Genomic DNA, 18,476 nt, shown 5'->3' with positions numbered 1-18,476 from the left:
GGCGCCGGCGGGCGCTGACGACTTCTTCCATGAGGACTTCCCCCAGGACGCCGCCGCCCGGCGGTCCTGCCCGCGCAGGCTTTGCGTGCGCGGGCCACCTCTTGCCATCCCGCCTTTGCCATCCCGCCCTTGCCATCCCGGCGCCCTTGCGTGCATATGAGAACAGAGAGTGAACTCGAGCGCGTCCCGACGCGCGGCGACGGGGGAGTCAGAGCAGCATGGCCCGCTACCGCTTCCACTGCACCAACGGCCGCGAATGCGTCTTCGACGCCGTGGGCAACGACATCCGGGCGCCCCATCGACTGATGCGCCGGGCCGAGGCGGTGGCGCGGGACGTGATGCGCAGCCTCGGCGCGGGAGGAGACTGGGCGGAGTGGCACGTGACCGTCCACGACCTGCGCGGCCGGCGCGTCCTCGTCCGGCCCTTCCTGTCCGTCGATCCCCCGGCGCAGGGCCGGGACCGGCCCGCACGGTCGGCGCGGCGGGCCCGCGACGGGGACGGCCTCGGGCAGGCCGCCTGAGCCCCGCGCGCGCGATCCCCTTCCAGCCCGTGTGCCCCATCCCATGTCCCCTGCCCCGCCCGGCCGCACGCTGTTCTTCTTCGAGAAGCCGTCGGCGATGCGTCAGCTCCAGCGCTACTTCCGCTCGCCCGGCACCGTCTGCGTCGCGGCCGAGGGGCATCTGCTCGCCGCCGAGGAGCCGGGCCGGATCCGGCCGGACTGGAAGGTGTGGCAGTTCGAGGCCCTGCCGATCGTCCTCGACACCCTGCCGGTGATCTGCGGCACCAACCGGTCCGGCCAGTCGCATGCGGGCAAGCTCGCGGCGATCGGCCAGGCCCTGCGGGGCGTCGAGCGCGTCATCATCGCCACCGATCCGGGGCGGGAGGGGTCGATGATCGCCTGGGAGGTGCTGGAGCATCTCGGCTGGCGCGGCCGGGTCGACCGCCTCAAGCTCGGCGCCCTCGACGACGTCTCCGTCCGGCGGGCCTTCGCCATGCTGGCCCGGGAGCCGGAATCCGGCGAGCGGGACTACGCCGCCTACCTGGAGGCGCTGTGCCGGCAATACGAGGATTACCATCTCGGCCTCAACGGCACGCGCGCGATCTCCCTGCGCCTGCGGCCGCCCGCCTTCCGCGAGCCCTGGCGCTTCGGCGGGGTGCAGACGCCCACGCTCGCCATCCTGGCGGACCTCGAGGCGCGCATCCGGGCCTTCGTCCCGCAGGACTTCTTCAAGGTGGCGCTGCACGCCGAGACCGGCACGGGAGCGGCCCTGACCCTGTGGCACCTCCCCAAGGAGCGGATCTTCGAACGCGCCGCGGCCGAGACCATCCGGGCGGCGGCGACCGCGTGGTCCGGGCCCCTCGGGGTGACGCAGCGGGACGTCCGCCGGGCGCCGCCGCGCCTGTTCTCGAAGGACACCCTGGCCCGCCGCTGCGCCAAGCGCTTCGGCTGGGACCCCCAGCACACGGCGCGGCTCGCGCAGGATCTCTACGACCAGGGCTATCTCAGCTATCCGCGCACCGAGTCGGACGCCCTCCCCGAGGGGCAGGCCGGGGATGCGGGCGCGGTGCTGGCCGCCATCGCTTCCGTGCTGCCGGACCTCGGCGCCCTGCTGACCGCGGCGCCGCCCGTCATCCGGCGCGGGGCGCGGGGGCACTACGTCAAGGATCCGGGCGAGCACCACGCCATCGTGCCCCTGCGCAAGGTGCCGGAGCCCGGGCGCCTCGCGGCGGACCTCGCCCGCCTCTGGGAACTCGTCGCCAAGGCCTATGGCGCCGCGCACCTGCCCGACGGCATCGATGCGCGCACCGAGGTCGTGGCCGAGGTGGCGACGCCCCTCGGCGCGAAGCGCTTCGCGGTCGGCGGGCGCGTCGTGCGCGCGCCGGGCTGGCGCGCCCTCTACGGGGCGGAGGCCGAGATCGAGGCCGATCCCGTTCCGGGCAAGGCCCGGCCCGAGGACGAGGCCCGCGCCACCCGCCTGCCCGCCTTGCGCGACGGGGAGGCGGCCAGGGCCGCCGGTGCCGAGATCGTCGAGGCCGTGACCGAGCCGCCCCGCCGGATCACCCGGGGCGAGCTTCCCGTGGTGATGGGCCGCCTGATCGACCAGGTGGACGATCCGGCGGCGAAGCGGGCCCTGGAGAACCCCGTCAATCCGAACGAGCCGAAGGGGCTCGGCACGGCCGCGACCCGGGACACCATCCTGCCCAAGCTCCTGAAGAGCCACTACCTGGCCCTCGGGGACGGCAAGGACCCGGCCCTCACGGTGACCGAGGTGGGGCTCGCCTTCATCGAGGCGGTGCGGCGGGTGTTTCCGGCCTATGGCGACCCGGTGGGCCGGGCGTCGTTCGAGGCGGAGCTCGCCGAGATCGGCCGGGCGCCCACCCGGGTCGAGGCGCGGGCGCGGGCCGAGGCCTTCCGGCAGCGCACCCGCACCCGCCTCGACGGCCTGATCGCCGCCATCGCGCAGGCGGAGGTGGTCAGCCTGGACCCGAGCCTGATCCCGCCGTCGCGGGGACGCGGAGCCGCGGGCGGCGGCGATCGTCCGCCCACGCCGGCCATGGTCGCCTTCGCGGTGGCGCTGGCGGCCCGCAAGGGCATCCCGCTGCCCCGCGGCTGCAAGAGCAGCCTCGCCCGCTGCCGGGCCTTCCTGGATGCCGAGGCCGGTCCCGCCGCGTCACGAACGGCGGCGCCGGGCGCGGCCGGCGGGCCGCGTGCCCCCAGAGCGGCGATGCTGCGCTATGCCCGGACCCTGGCGGCGGAGCGCGGCCTGGACTGCCCGCCCGAGGTCGAGACGCAGTTCGAGGCCTGCCGCCGGTTCCTCGACGCCCAGGCGGCGCCGACGCGGACGGGGCCGACGGCGCGCCAGGCGAGGCCGGGGCCGGTCAAGCCGACGCCCGGCGGGGCGGCCGGCCGGGGCCTCGCGAAGGCTGCCGGCAAGGAGGCCGGCCGGGGGATCGCGAAGGAGGCCGGCACGGCGGCGGGACGGCCGCGCCGGAGGACGGCCGGTCGCGGCGCCGGCTGATCGGGACCCGGCTGCGGGCCCGGGTTCAGGTGGCGGCCGGACGGCCGCGCAGGAGGCCGCCGAAGCTGTGGAACGGCAGCCAGAGAAGCTTCAGGAACGCCCGGATCGTCAGGACGGCGGCGACGGTGAAGAGCGCCAGCAGCGTTTTGATCATGGGAGAGACTCCTTGTGCATGGTCGTGGCCGCTGCGTGATCCAGGGCCCCGACCCGCCCCACTGGGCTCGGAGAAACGGGCGGGATTATGGAGGCGCCGCCGAATTCGGGACTCATCGGCGAGGCCTCCCTCCAGTCCGCCGGCCGCGCGCCGGTGCCGGAGGAACGGCGGCACGCTGCGACCGGAATGGTTAACAAAACATGGCGGCCGGGATGCCGAGCCCCGCACGGGGCGGCGGAGACCGAGGGGGCGACGAAGACCTGCGGCGTCCCGCCCGGAACGAGCGTCACGGGGATCGCCTATCCTGCGTCCGGCAGGCCGGATCGCGCCGGGCCCGGCCCCGGCACGGGCCTGGCAAGACCGAGTCGGCAACACCCGCCCGGGCAACGTCGCCTGGGCAACACGGCCCCGCGAGGGGGCCGCGCGACCGGCGCTGCGGAGCGAGACCCGACCATGACGAACCGACGCTGCATCCTTCTCGGCGCCCGCGTGCAGGAGGGCGCCGGCCGCCTCGGCTGCGACATGGGGCCGAGCGCCTACCGGGCCGCGGGCCTCGCCGAGACCCTCGGGGGCCTCGGCCTCTCCATCGTCGATGCGGGCGACCTCGCGCCGGCCCTCGCCGAGGAGCGGGCCCATCCCAACGGGGCCCTGCGCCACCTCGGCGCCTTCGCGGCCTGGACCGAGGCCCTGGCCGAGGCCGCCTACCGGCACAGCGCCGAGGGCCTCCCGATCTTCCTCGGCGGCGATCACAGCCTGTCGGCCGGAACCCTGTCGGGGCTCGGGCGCCGGGCGGCGCAGGAGGGGCGGCCCCTGTTCGTGCTCTGGCTGGATGCGCACGCGGATTTCCACACCCTCGACACCACCACGAGCGGCAACCTCCACGGCGTCCCCCTCGCCTACGCCACCGGCCGGCGCGGCTTTTCCGGCTACCTGCCGGCCCCCGCCGCCCCGATCGACCCCCGCAACGTCTGTCTGATGGGCACCCGCAGCCTCGACCCGGCGGAGCGCGTGGCGGTGCTCGAGGCCGGCGTGCTCATCCACGACATGCGCAGCATCGACGAGGTCGGCGTCGTCGCCCCCCTGCGGGCCTTCCTCGGGCAGGTCGCCGCGGCCGGCGGGCGGCTGCATGTCAGCCTCGACGTGGATTTCCTGGACCCCGGCATCGCGCCGGGGGTCGGCACCACGGTGCCGGGGGGCGCGACCTTCCGCGAGGCGCACCTGATCATGGAGATGCTCCACGATTCCCGCCTGGTCGGCAGCCTCGACCTCGTCGAGCTCAACCCGTTCCTCGACGAGCGCGGACGCACGGCCCTCCTCATGGTGGATCTCGCCGCCAGCCTGATGGGCCGGACCGTGCTCGACCGGCCGACGCAGAGCTACTGAGGCGCCCCGCCGCCTCCCGGGCGGCCCCCCAGTCCCCACCGGACACCGACCGTCTGATCCCTTGGGGAGGGCGGATCCGGGCTTCGCTCGAGCGCCGCGCAGGCTCGCCGATACGGCCACCGCTGCGATCGAGCGAAGCCCGTATCAGGGGGGTGTTTGGGTGCGCGGAGCCTCCAGGCCGAGCAGCTGCGCGACCGCGCCCCCCGATCCGCCGATCAGGTCCGCCAGGGTGACCTGGTCGAGCACCGCCAGGAAGGCGTTCAGGGCATCCCCGAGAACCTGCTGCAGGCGGCAGCTCGGGGTCAGGACGCAGGCGGCCCCGGAGAAGCACGCCACCAGGGCGAAATCCTCCTCCGTCGCCCGGACGACCGTGCCGAGGCAGATCTCGGCCGCGGGCCGCCCGAGGCGGAGACCGCCGCCACGGCCGCGCATGGTCCGGATCAGCCCGAGCTGACCCAGCTTGTGCACCACCTTGGTGAGATGGCTCTCCGAGATGCGATAGGCGCGGGCGATCTCCGCCGTGGAACTCCGCCTCTCGCCGTTGACCCCGAGGTAGATCAGGGTGCGGAGGGCATAATCGGTGTGGAGCGTGAGGCGCATGGCGTTCACTCGGACGCGTGAGAGCGAGTCCGTGACGCACGGGCCCCGCGCGGGCCGCCTGGCAGGGGGCGCTTCCCGCGCGCACCGTATCCCGGCGTTGTCTCGGGGGGCGTTGTCTCGGGGGACGACGTCCCGGGGATCGGGCACATGCGGCGGCAAGCCTACCGTTGCGCGACGGACAGAGATCACGGCGTGGATGGATGTGCGACCCTGCGCCTTCGTCGTCTTTTTATCATGGATCGGACGCCTTGGAACGGCACGTTCCGATCCGAATGGGCTTTCGCGCGTGTTCGTCGGGCCGGTTGCAGCCTCGGGGCCGGCCCCTCAATCGGCGGCGCGGGGGGGACGCCGCTGCGCCCAGTCCCGGTCCCGGGCGGCCTGGGCCTCGCGGACCTCGCCGGACCAGTGCTCCCAGTCCGGATCGGCGGCCTGCGGGCGCCGGCGGGCACGCGCCGTTGCCTTCTTGCCCCGCGCCTCGTCCGCCGCTGCAACTCCTCCACCGTCACCGGTTCCGGGGCGGGCCTGGGCGTCGCCCAGGCGTAGGTCCGCTCGGCGGGCCGGCGCGGCCGGTCGCGGTCCGGGGCGGGGGCCCGGCCGGCGTCCGGGCGACCGGCATCCGCCAGGACGAGCGCGTCGGCGAGGCTGAGACCGGCGGCGGCCGCCACCCGGGTCGCGGCCGCGCGTCCGGCCGCGCGCTCGCCGGGCGTGGCCCCGCGCTCCATCAGTGCGCGACACTTCGCGAACCGGTCGCGATCCAGGATCCGTGCAGCCATGGCCCACCCTACGGCCAAAGGCGACGGCGCGCCCTGCTCGCGTGCGGCCGTCCACAGCGCGGGCCGGGTGCGTCTCGGCACCGCGAAACGGGCCGGAACGCTCCATGGAGGACCCGGGCCCAGGCCCGCAGCCATCGCAGGCGACGATTCGATCCCAACCCGCCGATCCCCACCCGGCCGAGGAGATTCCGATGATTGCCGCAGGTCCGTTTCGCTGGCTCCTGACCCTCGTCGCGATGGTTTCGCCCTTCGCCGCCGCGACCTGCGGCGCCGCCGGCCGGAGCAGCCTCCAGCCGGAAGCCGACACCCACGTGGTGTATCGCCACTTTCTGTAGGCCCTGCTGTAGGCCCTGACGCGTCGACGCCTGCCGCAGGACCCGCTCGACGGGGCTCGGGGGCGCGCGACGGCGTTCAGGCCTGGCCGGCGACGATGGCGGCTCCCTCGATCAGGGAGAACAGGATCCCGGACGCCCGGCGCGCGGCGACGGCCCGGTACCGGCTGGATGGGCCGGGGGCCTCCGCGCCCCCCTCCAGGCGTTGGACGGTCGAGAACGAGAGCCCGCTGGCCCGGGACAGATCGGTCATGGACCCGTCGAGGAAGGCGCGCGCGGCGCGGATGTGATGCCCTTCGCGGCGCGGCGCCAACCCCACCAGCATCGGGCCCGAGGCACACAGGGGGGGCTGGGGTCTCGGGCACGGACGTCCAGGCGCGGGCCGATCGCTCGACCCGGGAAAACTTACGGCTTCTGCTTTGGAGCGTCCGGTTTACGCAGGGACTATACTGGATTTCTCGCGATATCCCTGCTTGCCTAATGTTGGGAAAACGGCTCGGGACGTCCCTCCGCGGGCGGGGCCTCGACTCGCGGTGCGTCGCGTCCCATCCTCCCCGGCCGGGGCGGCGGTTCCGCCCGAACCGTGAGCCCGCGATGCGCCCTGCCGATCCGGCACCGCCGTCAGCCCGCCCCTTCGGTGCGTTCCTGGGGCCGCGTGCCGCGCCGACGCCCCTGCGTCGGCGCCTGACCGCGGAGACCCGCGCGCCCGAGCCCGAGCGCGTCGCCGCCTGCCTGGAGGCGGTGACGACGGATCCCGGGGCCGCGGCGGTCACCGCGCGCCTCGCGCACGCGCTCGTCGGACGCCTGCGCGCCCAGGGCCCGGTCGGCGGAGTCCAGGGCCTGCTGCGGGAATACAGCCTGTCGACGGAGGAGGGCGTGGCCCTGATGTGCCTCGCCGAGGCGCTGCTGCGCATTCCCGATCCGGAGACCCGCGACACGCTGATCCGCGACACGATCGGACAGGGGGACTGGGCGGCCCATCTCGGGCACAGCCCCTCGCTCTTCGTCAACGCGGCCACCTGGGGGCTGGTGCTCACCGGACGCCTCGCCCGCGCCGCGGAGCGCCGCGAGGCGGGGCTGTCCGGCTCCCTCGCCCGGGTCGTCGCCCGGGGCGGCGAGCCCCTGGTCCGCGAGGGCGTCGACCAGGCCATGCGCCTCATGGGCGGCCAGTACGTCGCCGGCGAGACCATCGCGCAGGCCCTGCGCCAGGCCCGCCACCAGGAGGCGCGCGGCTTCACCCACTCCTTCGACATGCTCGGCGAGGCGGCGATGAATGCGGCCGACGCCGCGCGCTACACGGCCGACTACACGCACGCCATCCACGCCATCGGGGCGGCCTCGGCGGGGCGCGGCCTCGTCTCCGGCCCCGGCCTCTCGATCAAGCTCTCGGCCCTGCATCCGCGCTACGTCCGCGCCCAGCGGGACCGGGTGATGGCCGAGCTCCTGCCCCGCGTCGCCGCCCTGGCGCGCCTCGCCCGCCACGACGACATCGGCCTCACCATCGACGCCGAGGAGGCCGATCGCCTCGACCTCTCCCTCGACATCCTGGAGGCCCTCTGCGCCGACCCGGACCTGGCCGGCTGGAACGGCCTCGGCTTCGTGGTGCAGGCCTACCAGAAGCGGGCGCTGACGCTGGTCGCGGTCCTCGTCGACCTCGCCCGCCGCTCCGGGCGCCGCCTCATGGTCCGCCTCGTCAAGGGCGCCTACTGGGACACCGAGATCAAGCGGGCGCAGGTGGCGGGCCTGGAGGACTTCCCCGTCTTCACCCGCAAGGTCCACACCGACCTGTCGTACCGCGCCTGCGCGGAGCGGATGCTCGCCGCCCCCGACGCGATCTTCCCGCAATTCGCCACCCACAACGCCCAGACCCTGGCCGCCCTCCACACCCTGGCGGGGCCCGACTTCCATCTCGGACGCTACGAGTTCCAGTGCCTGCACGGCATGGGCGAGGCCCTCTACGCGGCGGTGGTGGGACCGGACGGGCTCGACCGCCCCTGCCGGATCTACGCGCCGGTGGGGACCCACGAGACGCTGCTGGCCTACCTCGTGCGCCGCCTCCTCGAGAACGGCGCCAACACCTCCTTCGTCAACCGGGTCGCGGATGCGCGGGTGGCCGTCGCCGACCTCGCCGCCGACCCGGTCGCGGTGGTGCGGGCCGCGCAGCCTCCCGGCGCCCCCCACCCGGCGATCCGGAAGCCCCGCGACCTCGTCCCCGACCGGGTCGCGGCCGCCGGCCTCGACCTGTCCGACGAGCGGGCGCTGGCCGATCTCGCCGGCCAGCTGGCGGCGGAGGGCGCGCGTCTCTGGCGGGCGGTGCCGATGCTGGCCGAGGCCGAGCGCACCGGGCCGGCCCGCGACGTCCGCAACCCGGCCGACCGGGCGGACCGCGTCGGCACCGTGGTGGAGGCCGGGCCGGACCTCGTGGGGGAAGCCCTGGCCCAGGCCGGGACCGGGGCCGCGGCCTGGGCCGCGCGGCCGGGTGCGGCGCGGGCGGCGATCCTGGAGGCGGCGGCCGCGACGCTGAGCGCGCGCCAGCCGGCGCTCATCGCCCTCCTGATCCGCGAGGCCGGCAAGTCGGCCGCCAACGCGCTGGCGGAGGTGCGGGAGGCGGTGGACTTCCTGCGCGACTATGCCGGGCAGGCCCGGGACTTCGCCCCCGCCACGCACCGGCCCCTCGGCGTCGTCGCCTGCATCAGTCCCTGGAACTTCCCCCTGGCGATCTTCACCGGCCAGGTGGCGGCGGCTCTCGCCGCCGGCAACGGCGTCCTGGCCAAGCCCGCCGAGGAGACCCCGCTGGTCGCCGCAGAGGCGGTGCGGATCCTGCGCGCGGCCGGGGTGCCGGCGGGCGCCCTCCAGCTCCTGCCCGGCGGTGGCGAGACCGGGGCCGCCCTCGTGGCCGACCCGCGCGTGAACGGCGTCCTGTTCACCGGCTCCACCGCGGTGGCGGCGGGCATCCAGGCGACCCTCGCGCGGCGCCTCAACCCGGAGGGCCACCCCGTGCCCCTGGTGGCCGAGACCGGGGGGCTGAACGCCCTGGTGGTCGATTCCTCGGCCCTGACCGAGCAGGTGGTGGCCGATACCCTGGTCTCGGCCTTCGATTCCGCCGGCCAGCGCTGCTCGGCCCTGCGCCTGCTGGCGCTGCAGGAGGAGATCGCCGACCGGACCCTGGCCATGCTGAAGGGGGCCCTCGCCGCGTGGCGGGTCGGCAACCCGGACCGGCTGGCCACCGATATCGGGCCGGTGATCGGCGCACAGGCGCGCGACGCCATCGAGGCCCACGTCGCCGCGATGCGCGCCGCCGGATATCCCGTGTACCGGGCGCCCCTGCCGGAGGCCTGCGACCGGGGCACCTTCGTCGCCCCGACCGTGATCGAGATCCCGTCCGTCGCCGCCCTCACCCGCGAGGTCTTCGGCCCGGTGCTGCACGTGGTGCGCTTCGACCGCACCGCCTTCGCGGCGACGATCGCGGCCGTCGACGCCACCGGCTACGGCCTCACCTTCGGCGTCCAGACCCGCCTCGACACGGCGATCGCCCGGGCCTGCGCCCTGAGCGCGGCGGGCAACCTCTACGTCAACCGCAACCTCGTCGGGGCCGTGGTCGGGATGCAGCCCTTCGGCGGGCACGGCCTCTCCGGCACCGGCCCGAAGGCCGGCGGTCCGCTCCTCCTGCGGCGCCTCCTCGCCGCCGCCCCGGCCGGGACCGGCCTTCCGCCCGGGCCGCCCGCCCCGGCGGCCCTCGCCTGGGTCCGGTGGCTGCGCGACCAGGGCCGGCCCGGGGAGGCCGCGGCTGCGGAAGCGCGGATCGCCCAAAGCCCGGTGGGCGGCGGGCTCCGGCTGCCGGGCCCGGTGGGCGAGGAGAACGGCTACGACCTGCATCCGCGCGGCACCATCCTGTGCCGGGCGGCGACCGGGCCGGGCCTCGCGGCCCAGATCGGCGCGGCGCTCGCCACCGGCAACCGCGTCGTTCTCAGTCCCACCGCGCCGGCCCAAGTCCTCCTCGCCGCCCTGCCGCACCCCCTGCCGCACGATCTGGACGGCTTCATCCGGGCCGCCGATCCGGAGACCGCCGCCGACGCGGTCCTGTGGGAGGGCGCGTCCGAGGCCCTGACGGCCTTCGCCGCGGCCCTCGCCGCCCGTCCCGGCCCCCTGGTGGCCATCCACCGGCCCCGCCCCGATCCGGCCGCCGGCTCCGAGGCCTACCCGGTCGAGGGCCTCGTCCGCGAGCGCGTGGTCAGCCGCAACACGGCGGCGGCCGGCGGCAACGCCGGCCTGATGACCCTGGACGGGTGAGGGCCGCCGGCGCGATCGGAGACGAAAGCCTCGGGATCGCAGGGGCTTGTGGGCGGATCCGGGCGCCCACGTTGCAATCGGGCGCCAAACCCGCGACCCTGGCGCCCGCATCTTCCCGCCCCGGCCGCCTCTCAGGGCCCCTCATCCGCACCGCATGTCCGCGTTCACCTTCATCCACGCCGCCGACCTGCATCTCGGCAGCCCGCTCAGCGGCCTCGCCCTCAAGGACCCCGACATCGCCCGGCGCTTCGCCTCGGCGGGGCGCCGGGCCTTCGAGGATCTCGTCACCCTGGCGATCGAGCGGAGCGTCGCCTTCCTGATCGTGGCCGGCGACGTCTATGACGGCGACTGGTCCGACAACACCATCGGGCTGTTCTTCGCCCGGCAGGTCGCCCGCCTCGACCGGGCCGGCATCCCCGTCATCCTGGTGCGCGGCAACCACGACGCCGAGAGCGTCATCACCCGCTCGATCACCCTGCCGGACTCCGTGCGCAGCTTCCCGACGAGCCGGGCCGAGACCCACCGCCTCGAGCCCTTCAAGGTGGCGCTGCACGGGCGCAGCTTTCCCAACCGGGCGGTGGAGGAGAACTACGCCCTCACCTATCCGCCCGCCCTGCCGGGCTGGTTCAACATCGGCATCCTGCACACCTCCTGCACCGGCCACGCGGCCCACGCCACCTACGCCCCCTGCTCGGTGGCGGACCTGGCGGGGCGGGGCTACGCCTACTGGGCGCTCGGCCACGTGCACGAGTACGCCGAACTCGCCCGCGACCCCTGGATCGTGTTTCCGGGCAACCTGCAGGGGCGCAGCATCCGGGAGCCCGGCCAGAAGGGCGCCGTCGCGGTGTCCGTCGCCGACGGGCGGGTTCAGGGCGTCGAGCGCCTCATCGTCGACCAGGCCCGATTCCAACCCGTCGACGTCGATCTCTCCGGCGTGGTCGACGAGCGCGCGGCGGTCGCCCGCGTCGAGGCGGCCCTGCGCCCGCTCGCGGAGGCCGCCGCGGCGCGCCTCATCGCCGTGCGGGTGCGCCTGCGGGGGGAGACCCCGGCGCACGACCGCCTGGCGGCCGACCGCGACGGGCTCACCGCCGAGATCCAGGCCGCCGCCCACCGCCTCCACGAGGACATCTGGCTGGAGCGCCTGAAGATCGAGACCGCCCGTCCGCGCCGGCCCGTCGCGGAGGCCCGCCCCGACGCCTTCGCGGCCATCGACCCCGCCACCCTGCTGGCGGCGGTGGACCACGAGCCGGACTTCCGCGCCCGCGCCCGGGCGGCGCTGGCCGAGATCGCCGCCAAGATGCCGGCCGGCCTCGCCGCCGAGGACGACCTCGCCGCCGACCTCGAGGCCCTCTGCGCGGAGGCCGAGGCGGTGATCCTCGGGCGCCTCTCCGGGCGGTCCTGCTGAACGCCGCCCCGTCGAACGACCGCCCGCCGGCAAGCGCCCCCCAAGGGTCCCGAAGCGCCTCCCGAAGGTCCTGCCGAAGCTCCTCCCGAAGCGTCCCCCAAGGTTCCGATGCGTCTCCTCTCCCTCGCCCTCGAACGCTACGGTCCCTTCACGGACCGCACCGTCACGTTCCGCGAGGACGCGCGCCTGCACGTGGTGCTGGGGGCCAACGAGGCCGGCAAGAGCTCGGCGCTCAGCGCCGTCACGGACCTCCTGTTCGGCATCGAGACGCGGACCCGCTACGACTTCCTGCACGACATGCCGCAGATGCGGATCGGTGCCGAGATCCGCGCCGCCGACGGCCGCCGGCTCGGGTTCCGGCGGCGCAAGGGCAACCGGAACACCCTCGTGGACGCCGCCGACGCGGCCCTGCCGGAGGATGCCCTGGCGCCCTTCCTCGGCGGACTGTCCCGCGAGGTGTTCTGCCGCGCCTTCGGCCTCGACGCCCGCGCCCTGCGGGCGGGGGCGGCCGAGATGATGGATGCCGAGGGCGAGGTCGGTGCCAGCCTGTTCGCGGCGGCCTCGGGCCTGCGCGGCTACAGCGGCCTCCAGGCCGAGCTCGAGACCGAGGCCGCGGGCATCTTCATGCCGCGCGCCGCCCAGAGCCGGACCTTCTACCAGGCGCTCCAGCGCTACGACGAGGCCCGCAAGGCGATCCGCGCCGGGGAGTTGCGGGCGGGCGACTGGCGCGACCTCAACGGCGAGATCGAGGCCGCCGGGGCGGCCCTCGTCGCCCTCAAGGCTGAGCGGGCGCGCATCGCCGCCGAGCAGGCCCGGCTCACCCGCCTGCGCCGGGTCGGCCCGCTGCTCCAGGCCATCGATGCGGCCGCCGCCCGCGCCGAGGCCGAGCCCGGCCTGATCGCGGTGCCGGAGGCCTGGATCGACCGCCTCGGCCAGGCCCTGGCGGCCCTGCGCACCACGGCGGAGGCGGCGGCCCGCACCCGGTCCGCCGCCGCGCAGGCCGCCCTGGCCCTGGAGCAGGTGCCGGTGGAGGAGGGCGTGCTCGCCCGGGCCGACGAGATCCTGGAGGCGTTCCGCGGCACCGACCGCTTCGACAAGGGCGGCATCGATTTGCCCCGCATCCAGGGCGAGGCGGATGCCGTCGCGCGCGAGCTCGCCCAGCTCGCGGCCCGGATCGGCCTGCCGGATGCCGAGGCCCTGCGGGCGCGCCAGCCCTCGGACGCGGCCCGCACCCGCATCGAGGGCCTGATCCGCGCGGGCCGCGAGGACGCCGCCACGATCGCCCGCCTGCGCCAGGACCTCGCCGCCCGCGAGGCCGAGCGGGACCGCCTCGCCGCCGCCACGGCGGGCGCGGGCGCCCTCGCCGATCCGGCCCCCCTGCGGGCCGACCTGAAGGCCTTCGCGGGCCTGCGCCGCGACCTCGACCGGCGCGACGACCTCGACGCCGCCCTCACCCGCGAGGCGGCCTCGATCCGGACCCAGGCCGGCCGCCTCAGCCCCCCGATCCCGGATCTCGACGCCTACGCCGCCGGACGCCCGCCCTCGGCCGAGGCGGTGGCGCGCTACCGGAGCACCCTCGACGGGGCGCTGCGCGCGCGCGACCGGGCCGCCGATCGCCTGGCGGCGGCGCAGGCGGCGGTGGCCCAGCGCCGCGCCCGCCTGGAGGCGCGCGCCGCCGGTCGGCCGATCCCGAGCCTGGCGGACCTCCTGGCCCTGCGCGCCCGCCGCGACGCCCTCCTGGCCGACCTGCCCGGGGGCGCCCCCGAGATCCTGACCCGCTTCGGCGCGGCGCTCGCCGCCGCCGACCGGGCGGCCGACGACCTCGTGAGCGACGCCGCCCGGGTGGCCGAGCAGGGGGCCGACACCCGCAGCCTCGCGGCCGAGCAGGCCGAGGCCGCCGCGGCGGACGAGGCCCTCGCCGCCTGCGAGGCGCGGCTGGCCGAGGGCGCCGCCGCCTGGCGGGCGGCCTGGGCCCCCTGCGGGATCGACCCCGCCGCCCCGGCCGAGATGGCCGCCTGGCTCACGGAGGTCGAGACCCTGCAGGATTCCGCGCAAGGGTTGGAGACCACAAGACTGGAGCAGGCCCGGATGGCCGCCCGGGTCGAGGCCTGCCGGGCGCCCCTGGCGGATCTCAGCCGCCGGGCCGGCCTGCCCGACCTCGACGGCCTCGATCTCGGCCGGATGCTCGCCCGCCTCGAGGACCGGGTCGGCGAACTCGCCCTGCGCTGGGAGGCGGTGCGCGAGGCCAAGACCCGCGCCGAGACCGCCGCGGAGCAGATCGCCCGCACGGCGGCGGCCCTCGCCGAGGCCCTGGCCCGCGAGGCCGCCTGGCGCACGGCCTGGGGGCCCGCCCTCGCCGATCTCGGCCTGGCGGCCGCGGCCACGCCGGACGAGGCCGAGGCGGCTTTGGCCGCCTGGCGCGCGGTGCCGGCGGCCCTGTCCGAGCGCGACAACCGCCTCGGCCGGGTCAACGGCATCGCGCGCGACATCGGGGTCCATCGCGAGGCGGTGGCGCGCCTGACCGCGGCGGTGGCGCCCGATCTCGCCGCCCTGCCCCCCACCGCCGCCATGAAGGCGCTGCACACCCGCCTGCAGGACGCCCTCAGGGGCGAGACCCGCCGGGCGGAGCTGGGGCGCCAGCGCGATGCCGCCGAGGCGGCGCGGGTGCAGGCGGCCCGGGCGGCGCAGGCCGCGGGTGCCGACCTGACCGCCCTCATGGCCGAGGGGCCGGCCGCCGGGCTGCCCCCCGGCACCGACCCGGAGGCGCTCCACGGGCGCCTCACCGCCCGCCGGGCCTGCCAGGCCGAGCTGGCCGAGCGCCGGGCCGAGCTCGCCCGGGCCGCCGACGGCCACGGCGAAGCCGATCTCCGGGCGGACCTCGCCGCCCTCACCGGCGACGATATCGAGGGATCGCTCGCCAACCTGGCGGCGGAGGCCGAGGACCTGGATCAGCGCGGACAGCGGGCCTTCGCCGACCGCGACCGGCACGAGCGCCGTCGCGCCGAGCTGGAGGGGGGCATCGGGGCCGAGCTGGCGCTCGCCCAGCGCAAGGCGGCGGAGGCCGAACTCCAGGCCAATGCCCGGCACTGGGCGGTGCTGAAGCTCGCGAGCCTGATGCTCGGCACCGCCATCGGCCGCCACCGGGCCGGCCAGCAGGACCCGCTGCTCACCCGGTCCGGCACCCTGTTCGGGGCCCTGACCGGAGGCGCCTTCGCGGGCCTCGCCCAGGATTACGACGCCGCCGACACCCCCCGCCTCGCGGGGCGCCGGGCCTCGGGCGAGCTCGTGCCCGTGGAGGGCTTGAGCGAGGGCACCCGCGACCAGCTCTACCTCGCCCTGCGCCTGGCCTACCTGGAGGACTACGCCGCCCGCGCCGAGCCCGCCCCCTTCATCGGCGACGACCTGTTCCTCACCTTCGACGACGCCCGCACCGCCCACGGCCTCGAGGCCCTGGCGGCGGTGGGCGGCACGATCCAGCCGATCCTGTTCACCCACCACCGCCACGTGGCGGACCTGGCCCGGGCGCGCCTGGGGGATGCGGTGGACGTGCTCGACCTGTGAACGGCGCCGCCCCGCTTCGGGCGCGGCGCGCTCAGAACCGGTAGCCGAGGCCGGCGCCCACCATGAGCATGTCCAGGTCGGCCGCCACCCGCACGCCGCCGATCGTGTAGGATTGACGCGGCACGAAAAGGTACTTCACCGCAACGTTCCCGAACCAGTTGCCGCCGAGGTGATAGTCGAAGCCGGCCTGGAGCACGGGGCTGGCCAGCGACCCGAGCGTGAAATCGGGGATCCCCCGCGCCGGGTCGATCGCGATGGGCGTGGTCACGGCGAGGCCGACCCCGAGATAGGGATTGAGACGCGCCCCGGGCAGGAGGTGATACTGGAGGGTCGCCATGGCGGCGGCGTTCCAGACCGATCCGATCGCGACGTCGCCCACCAGCGAGTTCCGGATCTTCGGGCGGGTCCGGATCGGGCCCGCCTGTCCCTCGATGGCGATGTGATCCGTCAGGAAGTACGAGACGTCGCCGTCCGGCAGCAGGGCGGTGGGCGTCTTGCTCTGTCCGCCGATCACGGCGATGTGGGTGCTCTGCTCCGTGGGGATGGTGCCCATGATGCGGCCGCGCACGAGCCAGTCCCCGGCCCGCAAGCCGCGATCGACGCCGACGGGCTCCGCCGCCCGTGCGAGGCCCGCTCCGTCCGCGAGGACGACGGCCAGGAGCGAACCGAGGGACGAGGCGAGCTTCGACATGGGGCGTGCTTTCGGAGAGGCCGGACCGCGCGACGCGCTCGGGCGCCGGGGGCCGGGCGGCAGGCCGCCGGGACGGGGCTCGCGCGGCGCACCCGGTCGCGGGGCTGTCCCGGAAAGCTAGGCGGGTCGACTGAAGATACTCTTAAGCATGCCCTTTGCCGTGTCCTTAATCTTGCAGATTTACAGTATTGCAGGACGATTTTCGCGGATATGTATTTGATATAGTGGTGCAAATACAATAAATATTCCTGATCGTCGCCCCTGTGCATTCATTGCGTATTCGTATCTTATGAAACGATAAATCCCGTGGCAGCCTCCACAGATGCCGTGATTGTTGTGACGGTGGTGGCGCTGTGTCTGGAGACGGAGTTCCGTGATGCTTGATCTCCACACCCTTCACTTTGCCAGTGCTGCCAGCCGGTGTGCCTACGTCGTCGTCTTTCTCGTCATGGCCCTCAGCCAGCGGCAGCAGACCTTTCTCTGGCAATGGATGGGCGCCATGGGGACGTCGATGGTGGGATCGCTCATCATGATGCACGTCCCGTCGTCCGATGTGCCGCCGGTCTGGATCGCGATGGTCGTCTACTGGCTCTACGCCGGGAGTCTCGTCCTGTGCTGGACGGGCCTGCGCAGCTTCTTCGGCCGCCCCGTGCGGATCGATCTCGGGATCTGTCTCACCGCCCTCCCGGGTCTCCTCTATCCGCTTCTGCTCTCGGCCGGTGTCGCCAACCGCCTGGCGGTCGCGGCCGTGTTCCTCTGCTGCCTCGGGGTCGCCCTCCTGGCCGCCCGCGAGACCGTTCGCCTGTCGCCGGGCGTCGAACGCCTGTGGTCGCAATCCATCGTGACCGTGGCGTTCGGATCCTATGTGCTGGTCTTCCTCGTCTCGATCGGGGTCCTCGTCGGCACCGACTGGCCGACGGCCTCGGCGGAGACCGAGCGCAACTCCATGATCCTGGATCAGGTCATGGGGGTCCTGGCCTATTTCGGCTACATCGCGATGGCCGCCGAGCGCGCCAACCGGGCGCTCCTGCGCTTGGCCGAGACGGATCCGCTCACCGGGCTCTCCAACCGCCGCGGCCTGCAGAAGCAGCTGCGCCGCCGCCTTCCGGCCCCGGGCCGGCAGGCGCTGGGCGGGGTCCTGATCCTGGACATCGACCACTTCAAGTCCATCAACGACCGCTACGGCCACGAGAGCGGGGACGCCATCCTGGCGACGTTCGCGGCCCGCGTGCGGGCAACGCTCCGGGCCACGGACCTGATCGCCCGCTGGGGCGGCGAGGAGTTCCTCATCGTTCTTCCGGGCGCCGGTCCGCAGGAACTCCTGCCCGTGGCCGAACGCGTGCGGGCGGCCGTCGCCGAGGAGCCGTTTCCGCATCGGTCCGGGGCCCTGACGGTCACGGTGAGCATCGGAGCCGCCATGATGGGGCTGGACGCGACGAGCTTCGAGGAGGCGACGCGGCAGGCCGACGCCGCCCTCTACCGGGCGAAGGCCCAGGGGCGGAACCGCGTCTGCTGCGAGCCGAAGGCGGCTCCGACGCCCGGCGCAGTGGGGGGCGCAGTCGGGGGTGGCCTCGGGCAGGCCCGTGCCCTGCCGCTCGCCGATCCGACGCCGCTCGACCCCCCGGTGGTGGACCTGCCGGTCAACGTGCCGGTCGCCGATCTGCCGCACGCCGATCTGCGCCTGGCTTAGGGCGTCCCGGACCTGCTCCGGCCCGAAGACCCCGTCAGGCCCGGCCCCCGTCCCGCAGGCTCGGGGGCCTGGGCCGGCGCCAGATCGCGCGTCCGAGGAGCAGTCCGAGGCGTCGGCAGAACAGTGCCAGACCCAGGCACCAGGCCAGCCCCGTCAGCAGGGCGCTGGCCAGGGCCGCGAGGCCGGCACCGAGGGCCAGGGCGCCGCGGCCGAGGAGCGCCAGGGTAGCGCGGGTGCGGGGGCCGAGGCGCTCGCTGAGGCGGACCGCGCGGGTGACGTCGCCGGGGTCCCGGGCGAGGCCGAGCACCTGCATCACCCCGCGCTGGCCGGTGCGGCGGCCGAGCACGAGGGCATCGCCGGCCAGGTTCGTCAGGCGCGCCACCGTGCCGGGCCGGATGGCGAGGCCGGCGGCGGCCCGCGCGCCGGCGACGTCCAGGCGGGCGGAGGCGGCGACCGCGCCGGCCACGGCCTCGCGATCGAGGCCGGCGCGGACCGTGCGGCCCAGGCTCGCGGCGAGTGCGGGCGAGAGCCGGCCGCCGCGCCGGGCCGCCTTCAGCACGGTCATGCCCGCCCGCC

At 75.4% G+C, this 18,476-nt stretch carries 12 protein-coding genes and 1 pseudogene; 8 read left to right on the top strand and 5 right to left on the bottom strand.

What is annotated here, in order from left to right; all coding sequences use genetic code 11:
- The first annotated feature begins 218 nt into the window (after positions 1 to 218).
- Both AC6EUL_RS21905 and AC6EUL_RS21900 read left to right on the top strand, forming a co-directional pair.
- Positions 219 to 521 carry a DUF6894 family protein gene (locus AC6EUL_RS21905; protein ID WP_499872678.1) on the top strand — a complete coding sequence of 101 codons (303 nt, stop codon included), beginning with the start codon at positions 219 to 221 and terminating at the stop codon, positions 519 to 521.
- Positions 522 to 564: 43 nt separating this feature from the next.
- The gene (locus tag AC6EUL_RS21900; RefSeq protein ID WP_499872676.1) at positions 565 to 3,021 is read left to right on the top strand and encodes a type IA DNA topoisomerase; all 2,457 of its coding nucleotides are present in this window, start codon (positions 565 to 567) and stop codon (positions 3,019 to 3,021) included.
- A gap of 25 nt (positions 3,022 to 3,046) precedes the next feature.
- Here AC6EUL_RS21900 and AC6EUL_RS21895 read toward each other — a convergent pair whose 3' ends face one another.
- On the bottom strand, positions 3,047 to 3,175 hold the full coding sequence (locus tag AC6EUL_RS21895) for a hypothetical protein (protein WP_274533541.1): 129 nt from the start codon (positions 3,173 to 3,175) through the stop codon (positions 3,047 to 3,049).
- A 453-nt stretch (positions 3,176 to 3,628) separates the two neighbouring features.
- Here AC6EUL_RS21895 and rocF point away from each other — a divergent pair, with 453 nt between their 5' ends.
- Complete coding sequence (gene rocF, locus AC6EUL_RS21890) at positions 3,629 to 4,558, top strand: arginase (protein ID WP_056493510.1); 930 nt, start codon at positions 3,629 to 3,631, stop codon at positions 4,556 to 4,558.
- Positions 4,559 to 4,702: 144 nt separating this feature from the next.
- On the opposite strand, the gene AC6EUL_RS21885 is transcribed toward rocF, so the two are convergent.
- Positions 4,703 to 5,158, bottom strand: a complete 456-nt coding sequence (locus tag AC6EUL_RS21885; RefSeq protein WP_056221865.1) for an RrF2 family transcriptional regulator — start codon at positions 5,156 to 5,158, stop codon at positions 4,703 to 4,705.
- 964 nt (positions 5,159 to 6,122) lie between these two features.
- Here AC6EUL_RS21885 and AC6EUL_RS21880 point away from each other — a divergent pair.
- On the top strand, positions 6,123 to 6,266 hold the full coding sequence (locus AC6EUL_RS21880) for a hypothetical protein (protein ID WP_156389683.1): 144 nt from the start codon (positions 6,123 to 6,125) through the stop codon (positions 6,264 to 6,266).
- A 76-nt stretch (positions 6,267 to 6,342) separates the two neighbouring features.
- Here AC6EUL_RS21880 and AC6EUL_RS21875 read toward each other — a convergent pair whose 3' ends face one another.
- A complete protein-coding gene (locus AC6EUL_RS21875) occupies positions 6,343 to 6,516 on the bottom strand; it encodes a hypothetical protein (protein WP_499872673.1) in 174 nt (57 codons plus the stop codon).
- Between the two features lie 341 nt (positions 6,517 to 6,857).
- Between AC6EUL_RS21875 and putA the strand changes: the two genes are divergently transcribed.
- The 3 genes from putA (at position 6,858) to AC6EUL_RS21860 (ending at position 15,519) form a co-directional block, all read left to right on the top strand.
- The gene (gene putA / locus AC6EUL_RS21870; RefSeq protein WP_499872671.1) at positions 6,858 to 10,553 is read left to right on the top strand and encodes a bifunctional proline dehydrogenase/L-glutamate gamma-semialdehyde dehydrogenase PutA; all 3,696 of its coding nucleotides are present in this window, start codon (positions 6,858 to 6,860) and stop codon (positions 10,551 to 10,553) included.
- Between the two features lie 154 nt (positions 10,554 to 10,707).
- The gene (locus AC6EUL_RS21865; RefSeq protein ID WP_056221851.1) at positions 10,708 to 11,958 is read left to right on the top strand and encodes a metallophosphoesterase family protein; all 1,251 of its coding nucleotides are present in this window, start codon (positions 10,708 to 10,710) and stop codon (positions 11,956 to 11,958) included.
- 108 nt (positions 11,959 to 12,066) lie between these two features.
- Positions 12,067 to 15,519, top strand: coding sequence for an AAA family ATPase (locus tag AC6EUL_RS21860; RefSeq protein ID WP_499872669.1), 3,453 nt, complete (start codon positions 12,067 to 12,069; stop codon positions 15,517 to 15,519).
- 31 nt (positions 15,520 to 15,550) lie between these two features.
- Here AC6EUL_RS21860 and AC6EUL_RS21855 read toward each other — a convergent pair whose 3' ends face one another.
- Positions 15,551 to 16,210 carry an OmpW/AlkL family protein gene (locus AC6EUL_RS21855; RefSeq protein ID WP_056221845.1) on the bottom strand — a complete coding sequence of 220 codons (660 nt, stop codon included), beginning with the start codon at positions 16,208 to 16,210 and terminating at the stop codon, positions 15,551 to 15,553.
- Between the two features lie 376 nt (positions 16,211 to 16,586).
- On the opposite strand from AC6EUL_RS21855, the gene AC6EUL_RS21850 reads away from it, so the two are divergent.
- Positions 16,587 to 17,900, top strand: a complete 1,314-nt coding sequence (locus AC6EUL_RS21850; protein ID WP_499872667.1) for a GGDEF domain-containing protein — start codon at positions 16,587 to 16,589, stop codon at positions 17,898 to 17,900.
- 34 nt (positions 17,901 to 17,934) lie between these two features.
- Here AC6EUL_RS21850 and AC6EUL_RS21845 read toward each other — a convergent pair.
- Positions 17,935 to 18,476 (bottom strand): annotated as a pseudogene (locus tag AC6EUL_RS21845) (hypothetical protein); the annotation flags it as partial.

It is taken from the genome of Methylobacterium sp. 001424705 (genome assembly GCF_059816145.1).
Note: the sequence above shows the minus strand (reverse complement) of the source record. Positions and strands in the feature narration are given on the sequence as shown.

What these genes read in the sequence shown, in the direction of transcription:
- AC6EUL_RS21905 (WP_499872678.1), top strand. Translation starts at nt 219, where the DNA reads ATGGCCCGCTACCGCTTCCACTGCACCAACGGCCGCGAATGCGTCTTC.
- AC6EUL_RS21900 (WP_499872676.1), top strand. Translation starts at nt 565, where the DNA reads ATGTCCCCTGCCCCGCCCGGCCGCACGCTGTTCTTCTTCGAGAAGCCG.
- AC6EUL_RS21895 (WP_274533541.1), bottom strand. Translation starts at nt 3,175, where the DNA reads ATGATCAAAACGCTGCTGGCGCTCTTCACCGTCGCCGCCGTCCTGACG.
- rocF (WP_056493510.1), top strand. Translation starts at nt 3,629, where the DNA reads ATGACGAACCGACGCTGCATCCTTCTCGGCGCCCGCGTGCAGGAGGGC.
- AC6EUL_RS21885 (WP_056221865.1), bottom strand. Translation starts at nt 5,158, where the DNA reads ATGCGCCTCACGCTCCACACCGATTATGCCCTCCGCACCCTGATCTAC.
- AC6EUL_RS21880 (WP_156389683.1), top strand. Translation starts at nt 6,123, where the DNA reads ATGATTGCCGCAGGTCCGTTTCGCTGGCTCCTGACCCTCGTCGCGATG.
- AC6EUL_RS21875 (WP_499872673.1), bottom strand. Translation starts at nt 6,516, where the DNA reads ATGACCGATCTGTCCCGGGCCAGCGGGCTCTCGTTCTCGACCGTCCAA.
- putA (WP_499872671.1), top strand. Translation starts at nt 6,858, where the DNA reads ATGCGCCCTGCCGATCCGGCACCGCCGTCAGCCCGCCCCTTCGGTGCG.
- AC6EUL_RS21865 (WP_056221851.1), top strand. Translation starts at nt 10,708, where the DNA reads ATGTCCGCGTTCACCTTCATCCACGCCGCCGACCTGCATCTCGGCAGC.
- AC6EUL_RS21860 (WP_499872669.1), top strand. Translation starts at nt 12,067, where the DNA reads ATGCGTCTCCTCTCCCTCGCCCTCGAACGCTACGGTCCCTTCACGGAC.
- AC6EUL_RS21855 (WP_056221845.1), bottom strand. Translation starts at nt 16,210, where the DNA reads ATGTCGAAGCTCGCCTCGTCCCTCGGTTCGCTCCTGGCCGTCGTCCTC.
- AC6EUL_RS21850 (WP_499872667.1), top strand. Translation starts at nt 16,587, where the DNA reads ATGCTTGATCTCCACACCCTTCACTTTGCCAGTGCTGCCAGCCGGTGT.